Origin of the sequence: Sedimentimonas flavescens (genome assembly GCF_025154035.1) — a bacterium.
Lineage (GTDB): Bacteria > Pseudomonadota > Alphaproteobacteria > Rhodobacterales > Rhodobacteraceae > Rhodobacter > Rhodobacter flavescens.
This window is the reverse complement of record NZ_JAOALJ010000001.1, coordinates 338,888-357,395: the sequence shown is the minus strand read 5'-3', so window position 1 is coordinate 357,395 and position 18,508 is coordinate 338,888. Positions and strand designations below refer to the sequence as shown.

The window sequence follows — 18,508 nt, the reverse complement described above, 5'->3', positions numbered from 1 at the left end:
TCGTAAAGCGGTTGAGGTGGGTGCGGCGCTATTGTCGCGTCAGAGCAGCGCCACGATACGCGCAGCCTCGGCTCGCGGATCGGCCAGCGGCGCGCGGTCTTCGCTGGGGAAGAAGCGCGCGCGGGTGGCCGTGGGCATCGGCGCCGGGGTCTCGATCAGCACCTGCGGCCCGATCTTGACGTTCTCGGCCTGCCAACTGCGCACCAGCGCCATCTGCGCGGCCTTGGTTGCGCCGTAAGAGCCGAAAAACTTCTCGCCTGCGTGGATGTCATCAAAGAACATCGCCGCGCCATTGCCCGCGCGCAGCAGCGGCTCGATCAGCGGGATCAGGGTCGCGGTCGCGGTCAGGTTGGTGGCGACCGATTTGGTCATGTCCTTGCCGGCTATATGTCCGGCCGGAGCCAGCGGCGCCGCATGGATTGCCGCATGCACCCAAAGCTGCAAGCCGCCCCAACGCGCAGCGATCGAATCCGCCAGATGCTTCATCTGGTTCTCGTCGGTGACATCAAGGGGGGCGAGCGTCGCCGTGCCGCCAGCGGCCTGAATACGATCGTCAAGCTCTTCAAGCCCGCCCACCGTGCGGGCCACCGCCATCACGTGCCAGCCCGAGGCGGCAAGGGACTCGGCCATGGCGCACCCCAAACCGCGCGAGGCGCCGGTCACGAGGGCCAGTTTCTTGGGTTCCAGCGGGGCGGTGTCGGTTTTGCTCATGCGGTGCTGATGCCAGAGGCTGTGCAATCGCGCAAGGGGGTCGCTTATGCTGCGGCGGCGTGGCGCATTCGAAGATCTGCAACTCTTCGACGCTCGAAGCTAGACCTGTCTGCAGATATGCTCATTCGTTCCGTCACGAGATTGATAGGCGGGCCTTCAAAAACAGTTTGCCGGGCAATGTTTCACTTATGGGAAAGCTCCTGCCATGACGCTTTCGAAGGCCCTCGTACCCTCCAACGCGATCGTCACCCGTGTCGCGATGGTCGCCGTTGCCGGTATCGCGGCTGACCGTGGCGTGAAGTCCTTTGTCGGCCTCTCTGTCGCCGGTCTGATCGCCGGAGCCGTGCTTTATGTTCCGGGCCTTGCCTGGCCTGCGCTTGTGCTTGGCAAATCGGTTCCCGAACTGCTCTCGGGCTGGGTGATGCCGTTCTTGGCAGGCGACACCGTCAAGGCGATCATTTCGGCTCTGATCGTGTCGGGTGGCTGGAGCGTTCTGGCCAGGCACCGTGCCAGATCGGCCCAGTTGTTGTTAGGAAAACGCCGCCCAAGGGGCGGCGTTATTCGTTTCTTTATAGTGCTTTATGTGCCTGACTTGAGGCGCCCGAGGGCGGCGGTGCACATCCCGAAGGCAAGCCATTGGCACGGCGCGCAGATCTCCGAGAGCGCATTGTCCGGAAGCGCCCGCATCCGTTCCAGCGCCTCCCCCCATGTCAGCTTGTCGCCCGGTTTCAGCCCGAGGGCGGCGGCATGGGCCGCGTCAAGCTGGTTGATGTGGTAGCCGCTGCCGCAAGCGGTGCCGCGGCGCGACGGGCAGGGGGCGCAGATATCATCTGTGTCTTCGACGACCTCGATCACGACCTCATCCCCGCGTGCGGCACGCAGGCGCCCCATCACGATAGCCGTCATGTTGGTGGTGAACTCGGGCGAGTAGCCCTTGCCCTCAAAGCCGAGCGAGCACAGGAAATGGTGCGGCCGGTAGCGCAGTGGAGTGTCGTTCATGGCTCTCTCCCTTCAAACGCCAAAGGCCGGGGAAAACCCCGGCCTTCGTCTGTCTGTCCCGCGAGATCAGCGGTTCTCGACATCGAGATAGTCGCGACCTTCGGAGCCGGTGTAGAGCTGGCGCGGACGGCCGATCTTGCCCGCCGGGTCCGAGATCATCTCTTTCCACTGCGAAATCCAGCCGACGGTGCGCGAGAGCGCGAAGATCGGCGTGAACATCGAGGTGGGGAAGCCCATCGCTTCAAGGATGATGCCCGAGTAGAAGTCAACGTTCGGGTAGAGCTTCTTCGCGATGAAGTATTCGTCGTGAAGCGCGATCTGCTCCAGTTCCTTGGCGACCTGCAGCAGCGGGTTGTTGTGCACGCCCAGCAGATCCAGAACCTCGTCGGCCGATTCTTTCATGACCTTCGCACGCGGGTCGAAGTTCTTGTAGACGCGGTGACCGAAGCCCATCAGCTTGAAGGGGTCGTTTTTGTCCTTGGCGCGGGCGATGAACTCGGGGATGCGGTCAACGGTGCCGATTTCGCGCAGCATCTCGAGGCAGGCCTGGTTGGCGCCGCCGTGGGCGGGACCCCAAAGGCAGGCGATGCCGGCAGCGATACAGGCGAAGGGGTTGGCGCCCGACGAGCCGGCCAGACGGACGGTCGAGGTCGAGGCGTTCTGCTCGTGGTCGGCGTGGAGCATCATGATGCGGTCCATCGCCTTGGCCAGCGCGGGCTGCACGGTATAGGTCTCGGCCGGGACCGAGAAGCACATGTGCAGGAAGTTCGACGCGTAGTCGAGATCGTTGCGCGGGTACACGAAGGGCTGACCGATCGAATACTTGTAGGCCATCGCGGCGATCGTCGGCAGCTTGGCGATCATGCGCATGGCGGCAACTTCACGCTGCCACGGATCGTTGATGTCAAGGCTGTCGTGGTAGAAGGCCGACATGGCGCCAACGACGCCGACCATGGTCGCCATCGGGTGGCTGTCACGGCGGAACCCACGGAAGAAGTTGTGGATCTGCTCGTGCAGCATGGTGTGGCGGGTGATGCGGCCTTCGAAGTCAGCCATCTGCTCTTTGTTCGGCAACTCGCCGTTCAGCAGGAGGTAGCAGACTTCAAGATAGTGCGACTTGTCGGCCAGTTGCTCGATCGGGTAGCCGCGATACAGAAGCTCGCCCTTGTCGCCGTCGATATAGGTGATCGCCGAGTCACAGGCCGCAGTCGAGGTAAAGCCGGGGTCATAGGTGAACACGTCCGCCTGCGCATAGAGCTTGCGGATGTCCAGAACGTCGGGACCCACGGTGGGCGAGAGCACCGGCAGATCGTAGGTGTTTCCGTCAAGCGTCAGTGTGGCAGTTCGTTTGGTGTCAGCCATGAGCTTCCCTTTCCTGTCGTCCGGCTGGGCCCGCCGGGTGCTGTGTTCCGGATTTTCCGGAGTGGCGGCCCGCCCTCAGGCCGCCTGATCATTCAGTCGGGCCAGAGTTTCATCTTGGCCCAAGACGAGCATCATATCGAACACGCTCGGCGTCACACTGCGCCCAGCCAGAGCGGCGCGGAGTGGGGCAGCAAGTTTGCCAAGTCCCAGCCCATGCGCCTGCGCTACGTCGGTTACGATGGCCTCCAATTCCTCACGCATCCAGCTAGCATCTTGCAGTCGCGGCGTCAATTCTTTCAGTATACCACGGGATACAGTATCAAGGGCCTTCGCGGCCTTCTCTTCGATGTCGAGCGGTCGCGAAGTCAGTGCGAACTGCGCTTTTTCAATGAGTTGCGGGAAAGTTTTGGCCCCGCCTTTCAGGAAGGGAAGCGAAGCTGCCAGACCTTTGCGCTGCATTTCGCTCAGCGCGGGTTGCTGCGCTGCGGCCAAATACCCCTCGATTTCGCTCAGCAATGCAGCATCCTCGGCGATCGAGATGTGCTGACCGGAGATATTTTCGAGCTTTTTGAAGTCCAGCCGCGCGGGCGAACGGCCGATTCCCTCCAACTCGAACCAATCCTTGGCCTGTGCGTCGGTGAAGAACTCGTCGTCGCCATGGCTCCAGCCAAGGCGTGCCAGGTAGTTGCGCATCCCGGCGGCGGGGTAGCCCATCGCCTGGTATTCCTCGAGCCCGACAGCGCCGTGACGCTTCGAGAGTTTCTTGCCATCGGGGCCATGGATCAGCGGGATATGCGCGAAGACCGGAACGTCCCAGCCCATCGCATTATAGACCTGCACCTGGCGCGCCGAGTTGGTCAGGTGGTCGTCACCACGGATGACATGGGTCACGCCCATGTCGTGATCGTCCACCACCACGGCCAGCATATAGGTGGGCGTGCCGTCCGAGCGCAGGCAGACCATGTCGTCAAGCTGATCGTTACGGAAGGTGACCTCGCCCTGCACCTTGTCGGCGATGACCGTGGCGCCCTCATGCGGCGCCTTGAGGCGGATGACATAGGGCGCGTCGGGATGCGTCGCCGGGTCGGCATCGCGCCAGGGCGATTGGAACAGGGTCGAGCGCCCCTCGGCCCGTGCCGCTTCGCGGAAGGCCTCGATCTCTTCTTGCGGCGAGAAGCACTTGTAGGCCTTGCCATTGGCCAGCATCTGATGCGCGACCTCGGCGTGACGGGGCGCGCGCTCGAACTGGCTGATCGGCTCGCCGTCATAATCGAGGCCCAACCATTCGAGGCCCTTCAGGATCGCCGCCGTCGCCTCGGGGGTCGAGCGCGCACGGTCGGTGTCTTCGATACGCAGCAGGAACGTGCCACCATGGCCCCGGGCGAAGAGCCAGTTGAACAGGGCCGTGCGCGCGCCGCCGATATGCAGATATCCGGTGGGCGAGGGGGCGAAGCGGGTGACGATCTTCTGCGACATCGGGGCCTTTCCTGCGCGCGGGCCATCGGGTCGCCGCGCGTTAACCTTTTGCTAACCACGAAGCCCTTAGGCTTCCTTGCGCAGATGCATAAGCAGGCTGAGGCTGAGAAACAAGCGTGGGATCGGATGGCGCGGGCCAGATCGGGGTTTCTGGGGGGCGCAGATGGCCTTTGCAGGGGGTGGTGGCGGCGCTCGCGCGCGCCCGGGCCGATCTGCCACTCTGGGCGCCTGTCGGGCTGGGGGTGGGAATCGGGCTCTATTTCCTGTGGTGGGGCGAGCCAGGGGCCGAGGCCCGCCTGAGCGCATGGGCGCTCATTGCGATTGGCGTGCTGCTTTGGTGGCGTGCTGCCGAGGCCGCGCGGTTAGGGCTTGGCGTCTTGCTGTGTCTGGCCTTCGGATTCCTTCTGGCACAGTCGCGCGCGCAAGCGCTGGCGGCACCTGTCCTGAGCTTTCGCTACTATGGTCCGATCGAGGGGCGTGTCGTCGAAATCGACCGCTCGGGCACGGACCGGCTCAGGATCACGCTTGATGAGGTGGTGCTGTCGAACACGCCACCGGACCGGACGCCGGCGCGCGTAAGGGTGTCGCTGCACCACGTCCAGCCGGGTTTCACCCCCGCGCCGGGCCTGCGTGTCATGCTGACGGGGCATCTTTCTCCGCCGCCGCCGCCCGCTGAACCGGGCGGTTACGATTTTCGCCGCCATGCCTGGTTCGAGCAACTCGGCGCCGTCGGATACACGCGCACTCCGGTCATGCTGGTCGCTCCGCCCGCGGCTGAGGATTGGCAACTCGCCGGACACCGCGCACGGATGCGCCTTTCGGCCTCGATCCAGGGGCAAATACCGGGGCAGGCGGGGGCGGTGGCCTCCGCCCTGCTCACAGGGGATCGTGCGGGCATTTCTCAGGCCACGAACGAGGCGATGCGTGCCGCGAACCTGTCGCACATCATCTCGATCTCGGGGCTGCATATGGGGATGGTTGCGGGCTTCGTCTTTGCCGCGCTCAGGCTTGGTCTGGCCTGCGCGGGGTCGCTGGCGCTGCTCTGGCCGACCAAGAAGATCGCCGCCACCGGGGCACTTTTCGCGGCCACGGGGTATCTTTGGCTTGCCGGCCCCGAGATCGCGACCGAGCGCGCCTACCTGATGGCGGCCGTTATGCTGGCGGCGGTGCTGTTCGACCGGCGCGCGCTCAGCCTGCGCTCGGTCGCCATGGCGGCAAGCGTGCTTCTGGTGCTGCGCCCCGAAAGCCTTCTGACCCCCGGCTTTCAGATGTCCTTCGCGGCCACGGTCGCGCTGATCGTGACGTTCGAGCCCTGGGGACGGGTCGGTCCGCGCATCCCGGCGATCCTGCGCCCGGTCGCGATGCTATTGTTGACCTCGGTCGTTGCCGGATTCGCCACCGCCCCGATCTCTGCTGCGCATTTCAACAGGATGTCGGCCTATGGGTTGATCGCGAACCTGCTCGCGGTGCCGGTAATGGGCAGCATCGTCATGCCTGCAGGGGTGGTGGCCACATTGCTCGCCCCCCTTGGCCTTGAAGGTGCCGCGCTATGGGTGATGGGCTGGGGAACCCGCTGGATGATCTGGGTGGCCGAGTGGGTTGCGGGCTTCGATCAGGCCGTCGTCGCGGTAGCGACGCCCCCCGGATGGGCGATGCCCTTGATGGGATTGGGGGCGTGCATCGCCATCCTCGCGCGCGGGTTGGGGCGTGGTGTCGGCATGTCCCTGATCGCGGTCGCATTCGTCGGATGGGCGCTGTCCGAGCGTCCGGCGCTGCTGATTGCCCCCGAAGGCGAGCTGGCCGGGCTGATGACGCCCGAAGGCCGGGCGCTGTCCAAATCCGGTGCGAGTTTTATTGCGCAGAACTGGCTCGATGCCGATGGCGATACCCTGACGCCGGAGGAAGCTGCCGCCCGCGCGGCGTTCATCGGCCCCAAAGCTGCGCGCGAAACGGAACTGCCTGACGGGCGCCGCCTAGTGCATCTGACCGGAAAAGGCGCCGAGGCGCGGCTGGCAGAGCATTGTCATGACGGCGCATTGGTGATCCTTGCAGCCCGGGCGCAGGGGCTGTCCTCGGGGTGTGATCTGTGGGACCAGAACCGCCTGCGCGAGACCGGCGCATTGGCTATCATGCCAGATGGGAGACTTGTCACGTCATACCAATCGACCGGCCCGCGCCTTTGGGTCGGACGCCCGCGCGAAAAGTTGCCTCAGTAAGTGCGGATCAGCCCGACGAGGCGCCCTTGCACCTTCACCTGCTCCTCGCGCAGCATCCGCGTTTCATAGGCCGGATTGGCAGCCTCGAGCGCGATCATCCCGTTGCGCCGATAATAACGCTTGAGCGTAGCCTCTTGCCCCTCGACCAGCGCGACGACGATATCGCCATTGTCGGCGGTGCCCTGCTCGCGGATGACGACCACATCGCCATCGTTGATCCCGGCCTCGATCATCGAGTCGCCACGCACCTCAAGCGCATAATGCTGCCCGCGCCCCGAGAGCATCGAGCCCGGCACCGCGACATGGTGCGAAACCTCAGAAATCGCCTCGATCGGCACGCCTGCCGCGATACGCCCCATCACCGGCAGTTCCAGCGCATGAACGGCCTCAACCGGGATCGCGTTGCGCGGCGGATCGGTGCGGTCACCCTCGATCACGCGGGGGGAGAAGCCCGCCTTCGGTTGCGCCTTCTCCATCGCCTCGGGTAGCTTGACAATCTCGATGGCGCGGGCGCGGTGAGCTAGACGGCGGATGAAGCCACGCTCTTCCAGCGCGGTAATCAAGCGATGGATCCCGGATTTCGAGCGCAGGTCGAGCGCATCCTTCATTTCGTCAAACGAGGGCGGAACACCGTCCCGCGCCATACGCTTCTGAATGAAGTCCAGCAATTCCAACTGCTTGCGCGTCAGCATCCGCATTCCTCCGCACGGGCGAAAAATCCATGTTCGATAAAAGTTCTAACTCTGTTCTCTTTGCGTGTCAACGTGGGACACGCGCCGGGATCAAAGCGGAATGTAATCCACGGTCTCGCCCGCGCGGCGCGCACCGTCGCCAAGCGGGCGGATCAGCAGCGCGTCGGCTTCGGCCAGGATGCCCAGAAGGGCGGAATCCTGACTGCCAAATGGGCTAATGGTCGGCAGGCCCGCGCCGGGCGCAAGGCGCGCGCGCATGTAATGCGTGCGCGGGCCGGCGGGGCCGGTATCGGCGCCAAGAATAGCCTGACGGACGTCATGTGCGGCGGGCAGGCCCTGCAGGGCGGCCAGCATTGGCTCCAGAAACAGTTTCGCGCAGACCGTGGCCGAGACCGGGTTGCCCGGCAACCCAAGCATGGCGGCATTCCCCATCCTGCCTGCCATCAAAGGCTTGCCGGGGCGCATGGCGATTTTCCAGAAAGCGCGCTCAAGACCCAGATCGGCGGCGACCTTGCCCACAAGGTCATGCTCACCCACTGAGGCGCCGCCCGAGGTAACGATCAGATCCGCGCCCTCGGCCAGGCCAAAGACCATGCGCAGGCTGGCCTCGTTATCGGCTGCGATCGGGAGCATCCGCACCTCGGCGCCAGCCGCTTCGGCCAGGGCTGCCAGAACGAAGTTGTTCGAGCAGATGATCTGGTCGGGGCCGGGCGTTTCGCCGGGCATGACCAACTCGTCGCCGGTCGCGATGATCGCGACGACGGGGCGGCGGTGCACCGTCAGTTCGGCCACGTTCATCGCGGCCATCAGGCCCATGTCGCGCGCGGTCAGGCGGTGGCGAGGGAAATATGGGGTGCCCTCAGTAAAGTCCTGGCCGCGCGGGCGGATGTTGTGATTGTCGGACAGGCGTTCGGGCAGGGTGATAGTGTCGCCGTCGCGGGCAACGTCCTCTTGCAAGACAACCACGCCGCCCTCGGCAGGGACCGGGGCGCCGGTAAAGATGCGCACGGCCTGACCGGGCGCGAGAGTGCCGTCAAAGCCGCGTCCTGCGGCGGCCTCGCCCTCGACGCGCAGCGTGGCGCCGGGGCGGTGATCGGCGGCGGCCAGCCAATAGCCATCCATGGCCGAGGCTGCAAAAGGCGGCTGCGTCAGCGCGGCCTTGACCGGCGCGACCATGACCCGCCCCAAGCCCTTGCGCAGCGGCACGGTTTCGGTGCCCTGGGGCTGGACAAGCTCAAGTACGCGGGCTAGCGCCTCTTCAACAGAAATCATCAATTCGCCTCGTAACGCCCAGATTTTCCACCATCTTTCAACACGACGCGGATACCTTCGATGCGCATCGATTTCTCGACCGCCTTGAGCATGTCATAGACCGTCAGCGCTGCGGTCGAGACCGCGGTCAGCGCCTCCATCTCGACCCCGGTCTGCCCCGAGGTCTTGACGGTCGCAGTGATCCGCACACCCGGCAGGGCCGCGTCAGGCACCAGATCGAGCGCGACCTTAGTGATCGGCAAGGGGTGGCACAGCGGGATCAGGTCCGAGCACTTCTTGGCCCCCATGATCCCCGCGACTCGTGCAATCCCCAGCACGTCGCCCTTCTTGGCAGTACCGGCCAGCACATATTCCAGCGTCTCGGGCCGCATGACGACCGCGCCTTCGGCCACAGCCACGCGGTCGGTGACCTCCTTGTCCGAGACATCAACCATATGGGCCCGACCCTGGGCGTCGAAATGCGAAAGGCTCATGCTATCTCCAGCAGGGTACGGGTGGCCAGTGCGACATCGGCCTGACGCATCAGGCTTTCGCCGATCAGGAAGCGGCGTGCGCCGACCTCGGCCATCGAGGCCAGATCGGCGGGGGTGAAGATGCCGCTTTCGCAAACCAGGTCGCGGCCCTCGGCCAGAATGGTCGGTGCAAGCTGCCGCGTCACATCAAGAGTGACCTCGAAGGTCTTGAGATTTCTGTTGTTTACGCCCATCAGGGACGACTTCAGATGCTTGAGAGCGCGCTCAAGTTCCTCGGCATCATGCACCTCGATCAGCACATCCATGCCCCAACCGAAGGCGGCATCCTCCAGCTCGACGGCGAGGCTGTCCTCGACCGAAGCCATGATGATCAGGATGCAATCGCCACCCCAGGCGCGCGCTTCGGCGACCTGGTAGGTGTCATACAGGAAATCCTTGCGCAGCGCGGGCAGCGAACAGGCCGCGCGGGCCGCCGTCAGATACTCGGGCGCTCCCTGAAACGAGGGCGTATCGGTCAGCACCGACAGGCACGCGGCACCCCCCGCCTCATAGGCGCGGGCCAGTGCGGGCGGGTCGAAATCGGGGCGGATCAGGCCCTTCGAGGGGCTGGCCTTCTTGATCTCGGCGATCAGGCCGTAGCCATCGGCGGCCTTGGCGGCGAGCGCCTTGGCAAAGCCACGGGTGGGCGATTGCGCGCGGGCGGCAGCCTCGACCTCGGACAGGGGACGGGCGGCCTTGGCGGCGGCCACTTCCTCAAGCTTGTAGGCCTTGATCTTGTCGAGGATGTTCATTCCGCCTCCGTCGTGATCCGGGCAAGCGTTTCCACCGTTTTCAGCGCCTTGCCGGAATCGATGCTCTCGGCGGCGATGGCGACGCCCTGCTTCAGATCGGTGGCCTTGTCGGCAACCACCAGTGCGGCGGCGGCGTTCAGCAGCACGGCATCGCGGTAGGCGCCGGTTTGCCCCATCAGGATCGCGCGCAGGGCGGCGGCGTTTTCATCGGGCGTGCCGCCCAGGATGTCTTTCAGCGGATGAACCGGCAGACCGGCATCCTCGGGGTGGATCTCAAGCCCCGTGATCTTCCCATCCGCCAGCGCTGCGACCGAGGTCGCCCCGGTGATCGAGATCTCATCCATCCCGTCCGCGCCATGCACAAGCCAAGCCTTATCGGAGCCAAGTTCTTTCAGCGTCTCGGCCATCGGCCAGATCAGATCGAGCGCGAAGGCCCCGGTCAGCTGGCGCTTGACGCCCGCCGGGTTGGTCAGCGGCCCGAGGATGTTGAAGATGGTCTTGCAGCCCAACTCCATCCGCACCGGCATGACGTGCTTCATCGCCGGGTGGTGCATCGGCGCCATCATGAAGCCGATCCCGGCCTCGGCCAGCGCGCGCTCGACCACGCGGGCCTCGCGCATGACATTGATGCCAAGCGCGCCGAGCGCATCGGCCGAGCCCGATTTCGACGACAGGTTGCGGTTGCCATGCTTGGCGACCGGCACACCCGCGCCCGCCACGACAAAGGCCGTCGCGGTCGAGATATTCAGCGTGCCCATGCCGTCGCCGCCGGTGCCGACGATATCCATCGCGCCTTCGGGGGCCACGACCTTGTTGCACTTGGCGCGCATCACGGCGGCGGCGGCGGCATACTCGGCCACCGATTCCCCCCGCGCGCGCATCGCCATCAAAAGCCCGCCGACCTGCGCGGGGCTTGCGGTGCCTTCGAACAGCTCCTCGAACGCGGCTTCGGCTTGCGCGCGCGACAGCGGCCCCTCGGAGGCCGCGTAGATCAGCGGTTTCATCGTGTCGCTCATGCGCTCACCTTTACCTTGGCCTCATCGAGGAAGTTGCGGATCATCTGGTGGCCGTATTCCGAGGCAATCGATTCCGGATGGAATTGCACGCCCTCGATCAGTTTTTCCTTGTGACGCAGGCCCATGATCATGCCACCCTCAAGCCATGCGGTGACCTCAAGGCAATCCGGAAGGCTCTCGCGCTCGACGATGAGCGAATGGTAGCGGGTCGCCTGGAAGGGCGAGGGAAGGTCGCGGAAGACGCCTTTACCCTCGTGATGGATCGTGCCCATCTTGCCATGCACGATCTCGCCCGCGCGCACGACCTTGCCGCCGAAAGCCTCGCCGATGGTCTGATGCCCGAGGCAAACGCCAAGAAGGGGAAGGTTCGCCTCGGCCGCCGCCAGCGTCAGCGGCAGGCAAATGCCCGCCTGCGCCGGGTCGCAGGGGCCGGGGGACAGCACGATCGCCTCGGCGCCCATGCCCATGGCCTGCTGAACGTCGAGCGCATCGTTGCGCACCACCTTCACATCGGCGCCCAGTTCCCCGAAATAATGCACGAGGTTGTAGGTAAAGCTGTCATAGTTATCAATGAGCAGGAGCATGATCGCATTTCCCGTGTGCCGCCCGGATTCTGGGGGTGAACCGGGAGTGTCGTCGGGCTATAGATGTTCAGAGCAGTGCGCCGGGGTCAAGGGTTGCAGGCGGCTTTCCGCACCCGGGCGCAGGATTGAGATATATAAGGGAGCGCAAGAATGATGCGTGGGGTGCTCGGTGGGCTGTTGACCGGAGGTGTGGTCACGGTTCTGGGGATTGGGGCTTTGTCGTTGATCACCCCCTTGCCACAGCAGGCGCCCGCGCCCGTGCCCGCCGCAGAGCCACAGGCGCCCGATGCCGCGCCGACCCCGCTGCCCGCTGAACCCGCGATGCCCACCGCAGAGCTTCCTGCCGCGCAACCGCCGCCCGAGGCCGCGCCGCAGGTGGTTGATGGCGCGCCCGCTGCCCCCGCAATGGGCGAAGCCGCCGAGGCGCCCGGCAAGACCGCCGACCTCTCGCCCCGGCTTCCCCCGCCGGAAGGTGTCCCGAGCGTCGTGAACGGCGGCACCCGGATGGCCCAGATCGAGGCCGAGGAAACCACCTCGCCGCATTGGATCGCGACCGATCCGGGCGCGCGACCCGAGGCGCGCGAGACCCGTCCCGAGCCGCAGCCTGCGGGCGATGTTCCCACGGCGGCGCTGGAAAACGCGCCCGAGGGGGAAAGCCCGATGCCCGTTCCGCCGCCCGGCGAGGTCTTCTCGCCCGAACTTGCACCGGCAGAAGACGGCGCGCCGTCGCTGCCGCGCGTGTTCTCGGTCGATGGCGGTGCCGGGGCAGGGGGCGCGGCTTTCTCGACCGCACCCGGCGTTGTGACCGACCGTTTGCCCCGGATCGCGACTGAGGGTGCCGAGACCCCCGTTGACCCCGTTCCGGTCGCGACCGATCCCGATCTTCCCGCGTTCGAGCGTTATGCGCAGGCCTTCATCGCGCCGCCCGGTGTTCCGCTCGTGTCGGTGGTGCTGGTGGATGTCGGCACACAGGCCGGGGGGCTGGATCGCAACACGCTGAAGATGCTCGATTTCCCGGTGACTATTGCCATCGACCCCGATCGCGCCGATGCGCGGGAAGCCGCGGTCGAATATCGTGCGCGGGGGCTTGAAGTTGCCATTCTCGCACAGGCCTTGCCGGAAAATGCCTCGGCCACCGATCTAGAGGTTGCCGTTGAGGCATGGCGCGCTGCGATCCCCGAGGCGGTCGCCGTGGTCGAACCCGCGCAGCCGATGATCCAGAACAACCGCAAGCTGGCCGAGCAGATGGTGACCATTCTGAACCGCGCCGGGTTGGGGCTGATCACGCAGCGGCAGGGGCTGAACCCCGCCGCGCAGCTTGCCCGCGCCGCAAGCTTGCCCGAAGCAGAAGTATGGCGCGTTCTTGATGCCGAGCGCGAACCGGCCGCCGCAATCGAGCGCGCGCTGACCCGAGCGGCCTTCGAGGCGCAGCGCGACGGGCGCGTGACGATCATGCTTAGCGCCTGGCCGGAATCGGTCGCGGGGCTCAGTGGCTGGGCCGCGCGCCTCGGGCAGGGGATCGCGTTGGCCCCGGTTACGACGCTGGTCGAGAACTGAAAAAGGCGGGCCTTGGCCCGCCTTTCTTGTTTCCTGGTGCGCCTGCTTAGATGTTGCCGCGCTGGACGAACAGGCCCGCATCCTCGGCGGCCTTACGCAACGCTTTGGATTTGTTGACGGTTTCCTGGTATTCGGCTTCCGGGTCGCTGTCGTAGACGACGCCGCCACCGGCTTGGATATAGAGCGTCTGATCCTTCAGAACGGCCGTGCGCAGCGCGATGCACATATCCATCTCGCCATTGGCAGCGAAGTAGCCCACGCCGCCGCCATAGATGCCGCGCTTTTCGGGTTCCAGCTCGTCGATGATCTCCATCGCGCGCACCTTGGGCGCCCCCGAGACCGTGCCCGCAGGCAGGCCAGCCAGCAGGGCAGACAGCGCATCCTCGCCCTCGGCCAGTTCGCCGACGACGTTCGAGACGATATGCATCACGTGGCTGTAACGCTCGATGATGAACTTCTCGGTCGGGTGAACCGTGCCGATCTTCGCCACGCGGCCCACATCGTTGCGGCCCAGATCCAGCAGCATCAGGTGCTCGGCCAGTTCCTTCTTGTCGGCCAAAAGATCCTCTTCCAGCGCCTTGTCCTCGGCGGGTGTCGCGCCGCGTGGGCGGGTGCCTGCGATCGGGCGGATCGTCACCTCATTCTCGCGCAGGCGCACGAGGATCTCGGGGCTGGCGCCGACGATCTGGAAGCCGCCGAAGTTGAGGTAGAACATGAAGGGCGAGGGGTTGGTGCGCCGCAGGCTGCGGTAAAGCGCGAAGGGCGGCAGCGGGAAATCCGCCGACCAGCGCTGCGCCGGAACGACCTGGAAAATGTCGCCCGCGCGGATGTAATCCTTGGCCTTCTCGACCGCGGCCTTGTAGCCCTCGGGGGTGAAGTTCGAGCGCAGCGGGCCGACTTTGGCGATCTCGCCCATCTCGCGGGTCTGGGCAGGATTGCGGTCGAGGTCGCGCAGCGCATCCATCACGCGCTCGGCGGCCTGGGCATAGGCCGCGCGCGCCGACAGCCCCGAATCCTGGAACGCGGGCGCGCAGAGCATCACGTCGCTTTTTACGCCATCCAGCACGGCCACGACCGAGGGGCGCAGCAGCACCGCATCGGGCACGCCGATCGGGTCGGGGTTGATGTTGGGCAGATGCTCAACCAGGCGGATCGTGTCATAGCCAAGATAACCGAAGAGCCCCGCAGCTGCGGCGGGTAGATCCTCGGGCATGTCGATGCGGCTTTCGGCGATCAGGGCGCGAAGGCTTTCGAACGGGTGGCCCGGAAGCTCTTCGTAGCGATCCTCAAAACGCGCCTGTCGATTGATCCGCGCCGTCTCGCCACGGCATTCCCAGATCACGTCGGGCTTCATGCCGATGATCGAGTAGCGACCGCGAACCTCGCCGCCGGTCACCGATTCAAGCATGAACGAGTTGCGCTGCGCATCGGCCAGCTTGAGCATCAGCGACACGGGCGTATCGAGATCGGCCGCGAGACGCGCATAGACCAACTGGTTCTTGCCAGCCTTCCAGCCCGCCTCGAAGGCTTCGAACGTGGGGGAGAGGGCGACCAACTGAGCCTCCTTACTGCATCTGGGCTTGCACCGCGTTAATCGCGGTGCTGTCGATCGTCATGCCTGCTTCGGCCTGAGCGGCGCGGGCGTAGAAGTCCAGCAGGTCATTCGCCACCGACTGCGCAAGGCGCACCTCAAGTAGCTCGCGGATCTGCGCGACCTCTTCGGCGGCGCTGTCGGCAGCATGTACGCCGTCAACCTTCACCACGACGACCTTGCCGTCACCCTCGACGATCGCAGCCTTGCCGGGTGCGGTGTCGAAGGCGGTGTCCACGAGCGTCGCGGGGACGTTCTCGATGAAGCTCGAACGCTGGAGTGCGCCCACGGTATTGACCAGCACGCCTTGCGAGCCGAGCGTGGCACCGCCCTCGACCGCAGCCTTGATGGTCTCGGCACGGGCGAGCTTGAGTTTCGCCGTCTCGGCCGCGCGCCAGCTGTCGATGACCCGATCGCGCACCTCTTCGAAGGGGAACAGCGCAGCCGGGGTGATACCGTCAAGGCGCAGAGCGAACACGCCGCCATCGTCAAGCGAACCCAGTTCCGGGAAATCCTCGGCGGTCACGGTTGCGGCGGCATCGCGGAAGGCTTCGTAGCCCGCGAGGCCCTCATCGGTATCGGGTGCCAGCGAGATATGGCCGAGTTCCATATCGGTCTCATCGGCCATCTGCTCAAGCGTGGCGCCACCGGCCAGACGATCCTCAAGATCGGCACTGGCTTCGTCGATCAGGCGACGGGCGCGGTCCATGCGGGCCTCGGCCGACAGTTCCTCGCGCGCTTCCTCGAATGTCGTGTTCTGCTCTGCGATGATCGCGTTCATCGAGAAGAGCGCCGGGCCAAGGTCGGTGTCGATCGGGCCGACGACGCCGGGGGTTTCCAGCGCAAATACGGCCTCGCCCGCCGGGCCAAGGTCTTCCTGAGCGGGCTCGCCCAGGTCGATATCGTCAAGCGTCAGGCCGCGCTCGGCGGCGAGATCGGCAAAGCTGACCTCGCCCGCGTCAAGGCGCGCCTTGGCGGCTGCGGCCTCTTCGGTCGTCGGGTAAACCAGCTTTTCGACCATGCGTTTTTCGGGCTGCACATAGTCGTCCTTGCGCGCTTCATAGGCAGCTTGCAGGGCGGCCTCGTCCAGCGTCACCTTCTCGGCCATCATCTCGGGCGAGAGCCAAACGTAGCTGATCTCCCGCAACTCGGGGCGGGTGAAATCGGCTGCATGGTCTTGATGCCAGGCCCTGAGCGTCTCTTCGGTCGGCTCGGGGACGGTTTCGGTCAGATCGGCTCCGGTAATCTCGGCATAAGAGATTGTGCGCTCTTCGGTCAGGTAGGTCGCGTAGGCATCGACCACACCGGCCGGCGCCTTCACGCCCGCAGCCACTGCCGTCTGCATGATCGAGCGCGCTGCATCGGCGCGCAGACGCTCTTCAAACTGCACCTCGGTATACCCCTCTTGGCGCAGCGCGAGGCGGTAGGTCTCGCGGTCGAACTTTCCATCAAGTCCCTGGAAGGCGCGCGCCTGGGTGATCTGGCGGTGAATCTCGGCGTCGCCCACCGACAGGCCGATCTTGCGCGCGGCCTCACTGACGGCGGCCTGACCAAACATCCGGCCCTGCACCTGACGGTCGAGGCCCATTTGCTTGGCCTCGGTAATGGTGAAGGGGCGGCCGATCTGTGCGGTGGCGGCGTTCATTTCGTCACGCAGCGCGCGGGCGTAATCGTTGACGGGGATCTCGGTTTCGCCGACCGAACCGATCGCGGTCGTGCGCCCGCCGAAGTTGGTCATGCCGAAGCCGCCAAGGCCCAGTATCAGCATCGCCAGCAGCACCCAGACAACCACGCTCTTGCCATGGCTACGCAGCTTGTTCGACATGGGGCGTCCTCCCGCTCATTTCCGGTCGTTTTGGGGTGTTTAGGGCTTTGCGGTAAGGGCCGCAAGGCTCAGGGCGTCGCTTGGGCCAGCCGTTCCATCAATTGCGCGATCCCGGCGGCATCCACATTGGCAAAAGCGATGCGCAACTGGCGCTGTCCGGCGGGGTCGTCAGAGGGCATGAACATGGTGCCGGGCAGCAGCAACACGCCCGCCTCTTTCACCAGCCGCTGCGCGAATTCGGGCGAAGGCTGGGGCGAGGGATGTTCGACATAGGCGAAGTAGGCCCCGCAGCCAAGCGTGCGCCAGCCGGGCAGGGTGGCCAATCCCTCGGTCATCGCCTTACGCCGGGCAAGGATCTCGGCGCGCTCGCCCGCGACCCACTGGCGCAGGTTGCGCATCCCCCAGAGCGCCGCGATCTGGCCAAGCTGGTTGGGGCAGATCGCGACCGTGTCGAGGAATTTCTCAACCTCGGCAAGACGGCTTTCCGAGGCGACGATGGCGCCAACGCGGTGGCCGGTCAGCCGGTAGGCCTTCGAGAAGCTGTAGAGATGGATCAGTCGCTCGTCCCAGTCCGGGTCGGCAAACAGGTCATGCGGTGCGCCGCTGCGGGCGTCAAAATCGCGGTAGGTCTCATCAAGGATCAGCGCAAGGCCGCGCGCCTGCGCCAGCTCGTAGAAGGCGCGCACAAGGGTGGCCGGATATTCGACCCCGCCCGGATTGTTTGGCGTCACCAGAACAATCGCGCGCGTGCGCGGCGTGATCAGCGCCGCGGCATGTTCGGGATCGGGCAGCAGATCGGGGCCGGTCGCCAGCGGCACGGCCTTCACCGAGCTCATATCAAGCCACATTTTATGGTTGAAATACCAAGGCGTTGGCAGAAGAACTTCATCCCCCGGACCCGCCTGCGTCGCCATCACGGCACAGAAGGCCTGGTTGCAGCCCTGGGTGATTGCCACCTGACGGCGGTGGATCGTGCCGCCGTAAGCCTCCGACCACTGATGCGCCAATTCCAGCCGCAGATCGTCGAGGCCAAGAACAGGACCGTAAAGATGCGCGGCGGGGTTCGTCAGCGCGGCCTCGGCAATCGCGCGGCGCAGCGGTTCGGGCGGCGGGTCGACCGGTGCGGCCTGGCTCACGTTGATCAGCGGGCGCTCGGGCGGGAAAACCACCCCGTCGAGCCAGCGCCGTGCCTCCATCACCGGAGGCGGGAAGGTCGCGGCCAGCGCGGGGTTGAGCGGGAAGAGGGTCATGATGCGGCTCCGAGGGGACTCGGGGCCGAGCCTAGGGTCAGCGCCCGCCGAAGGAAAGCCCCCGGCGCACACGCCATTCGTGTGAGGTCAGGGCGATCATTAGCAGAACCACGCCCGAAGGCCCCATTGGTCCGTTGGTTTGTCTTGAACAGCCAGTGCTGGAAGGCGCCGATACGGGCGCATATCAGGAATCCGTGCCGCGATAGGGCTGGACGTATTGTAGCGCCATGTCCCAGGGGAAGAAGATCCAGGTGTCCTGGCTGACCTCGGTGATGAAGGTATCCACCTGCTCGCGGCCCTTGGGCTTGGCGTAGACCGTGGCGAAATGCGCCTTGGGGTAGAGGCGGCGCACCAGTTCCAGCGTCCGGCCCGAGTCGACGAGGTCATCGACGATCAGGATGCCCTCACCATCGCCCATGAGATCCGCTTGCGGGGATTTAATCACCGCCGGCTCGCGCTGCGTCTGGTGGCTGTAGCTTTTGACCGAGATCGTATCGACCACGCGGATGTCCAACTCCCGCGCGACGATGGCGGCCGGCACCAGCCCGCCGCGGGTGATGCCCACGACTGCTTTCCACGCGCCCGCATCCGGCCCCTTGCCGTCAAGCCGCCACGCCAGCGCCCGTGCGTCGCGGTGCAACTGGTCCCAGCTTACGTGAAAACCCTTCTCATGCGGCAGACGGTCATTCATGG

The 18,508-nt window shown here is 65.5% G+C and carries 16 protein-coding genes and 1 pseudogene; 3 read left to right on the top strand and 14 right to left on the bottom strand.

Annotated features, from left to right (window positions below):
- Positions 1-39 precede the first annotated feature (39 nt).
- On the bottom strand, positions 40-711 hold the full coding sequence (locus N3C64_RS01745) for an SDR family NAD(P)-dependent oxidoreductase (protein ID WP_260011184.1): 672 nt from the start codon (positions 709-711) through the stop codon (positions 40-42).
- Positions 712-916: 205 nt separating this feature from the next.
- Here N3C64_RS01745 and N3C64_RS15265 point away from each other — a divergent pair.
- Positions 917-1,198 (top strand): annotated as a pseudogene (locus N3C64_RS15265) (biotin transporter BioY); the annotation flags it as partial.
- Between the two features lie 92 nt (positions 1,199-1,290).
- On the opposite strand, the gene N3C64_RS01740 reads toward N3C64_RS15265, so the two are convergent.
- The 3 genes from N3C64_RS01740 to gltX all read right to left on the bottom strand — a co-directional run bounded on the left by N3C64_RS01740 (position 1,291) and on the right by gltX (position 4,548).
- The gene (locus N3C64_RS01740) at positions 1,291-1,710 is read right to left on the bottom strand and encodes a DUF1284 domain-containing protein (RefSeq protein ID WP_260011182.1); all 420 of its coding nucleotides are present in this window, start codon (positions 1,708-1,710) and stop codon (positions 1,291-1,293) included.
- Between the two features lie 66 nt (positions 1,711-1,776).
- Positions 1,777-3,072 carry a citrate synthase gene (locus tag N3C64_RS01735; RefSeq protein ID WP_218629274.1) on the bottom strand — a complete coding sequence of 432 codons (1,296 nt, stop codon included), beginning with the start codon at positions 3,070-3,072 and terminating at the stop codon, positions 1,777-1,779.
- Between the two features lie 75 nt (positions 3,073-3,147).
- Positions 3,148-4,548 (bottom strand): glutamate--tRNA ligase, encoded by a 1,401-nt coding sequence (gltX, locus tag N3C64_RS01730; RefSeq protein ID WP_260011168.1) that lies wholly within the window; start codon positions 4,546-4,548, stop codon positions 3,148-3,150.
- Positions 4,549-4,730: 182 nt separating this feature from the next.
- Between gltX and N3C64_RS01725 the strand changes: the two genes are divergently transcribed.
- Positions 4,731-6,764 carry a ComEC/Rec2 family competence protein gene (locus N3C64_RS01725; protein ID WP_260011165.1) on the top strand — a complete coding sequence of 678 codons (2,034 nt, stop codon included), beginning with the start codon at positions 4,731-4,733 and terminating at the stop codon, positions 6,762-6,764.
- Here the strand turns inward: N3C64_RS01725 and lexA are convergent.
- From lexA to N3C64_RS01695, 6 genes are all read right to left on the bottom strand, one after another.
- Entirely contained in the window at positions 6,758-7,456 is a 699-nt protein-coding gene (gene lexA, locus N3C64_RS01720) for a transcriptional repressor LexA (protein ID WP_260011803.1), read from the bottom strand. The genes N3C64_RS01725 and lexA overlap by 7 nt on opposite strands.
- Before the next feature lie 90 nt (positions 7,457-7,546).
- Positions 7,547-8,728, bottom strand: coding sequence for a molybdopterin molybdotransferase MoeA (locus N3C64_RS01715; RefSeq protein ID WP_260011162.1), 1,182 nt, complete (start codon positions 8,726-8,728; stop codon positions 7,547-7,549).
- Positions 8,728-9,201 (bottom strand): cyclic pyranopterin monophosphate synthase MoaC, encoded by a 474-nt coding sequence (moaC, locus tag N3C64_RS01710; RefSeq protein ID WP_260011160.1) that lies wholly within the window; start codon positions 9,199-9,201, stop codon positions 8,728-8,730. The genes N3C64_RS01715 and moaC overlap by 1 nt, the downstream gene beginning before the upstream one ends.
- Entirely contained in the window at positions 9,198-9,992 is a 795-nt protein-coding gene (gene trpC / locus N3C64_RS01705; RefSeq protein ID WP_260011158.1) for an indole-3-glycerol phosphate synthase TrpC, read from the bottom strand. The genes moaC and trpC overlap by 4 nt, the downstream gene beginning before the upstream one ends.
- A complete protein-coding gene (gene trpD, locus N3C64_RS01700; RefSeq protein ID WP_260011156.1) occupies positions 9,989-11,008 on the bottom strand; it encodes an anthranilate phosphoribosyltransferase in 1,020 nt (339 codons plus the stop codon). The genes trpC and trpD overlap by 4 nt, the downstream gene beginning before the upstream one ends.
- Positions 11,005-11,592: an anthranilate synthase component II gene (locus tag N3C64_RS01695; protein ID WP_260011154.1), complete on the bottom strand. Its 588-nt coding sequence runs from the start codon at positions 11,590-11,592 to the stop codon at positions 11,005-11,007. Before N3C64_RS01695 ends, trpD begins: the two co-directional genes overlap by 4 nt.
- A 150-nt stretch (positions 11,593-11,742) precedes the next feature.
- Here N3C64_RS01695 and N3C64_RS01690 point away from each other — a divergent pair, with 150 nt between their 5' ends.
- Positions 11,743-13,149, top strand: a complete 1,407-nt coding sequence (locus tag N3C64_RS01690) for a divergent polysaccharide deacetylase family protein (protein ID WP_260011151.1) — start codon at positions 11,743-11,745, stop codon at positions 13,147-13,149.
- Positions 13,150-13,195: 46 nt separating this feature from the next.
- Here the strand turns inward: N3C64_RS01690 and trpE are convergent, their stop codons facing one another.
- The 4 genes from trpE to gpt form a co-directional block, all read right to left on the bottom strand.
- A complete protein-coding gene (gene trpE / locus N3C64_RS01685; protein WP_218629264.1) occupies positions 13,196-14,704 on the bottom strand; it encodes an anthranilate synthase component I in 1,509 nt (502 codons plus the stop codon).
- A gap of 10 nt (positions 14,705-14,714) precedes the next feature.
- On the bottom strand, positions 14,715-16,565 hold the full coding sequence (locus N3C64_RS01680; protein WP_260011148.1) for a peptidylprolyl isomerase: 1,851 nt from the start codon (positions 16,563-16,565) through the stop codon (positions 14,715-14,717).
- 68 nt (positions 16,566-16,633) lie between these two features.
- Positions 16,634-17,815, bottom strand: a complete 1,182-nt coding sequence (locus tag N3C64_RS01675) for an aminotransferase (protein WP_260011144.1) — start codon at positions 17,813-17,815, stop codon at positions 16,634-16,636.
- A gap of 184 nt (positions 17,816-17,999) precedes the next feature.
- The gene (gpt, locus tag N3C64_RS01670) at positions 18,000-18,506 is read right to left on the bottom strand and encodes a xanthine phosphoribosyltransferase (protein WP_260011141.1); all 507 of its coding nucleotides are present in this window, start codon (positions 18,504-18,506) and stop codon (positions 18,000-18,002) included.
- Between the last annotated feature and the right edge of the window lie 2 nt (positions 18,507-18,508).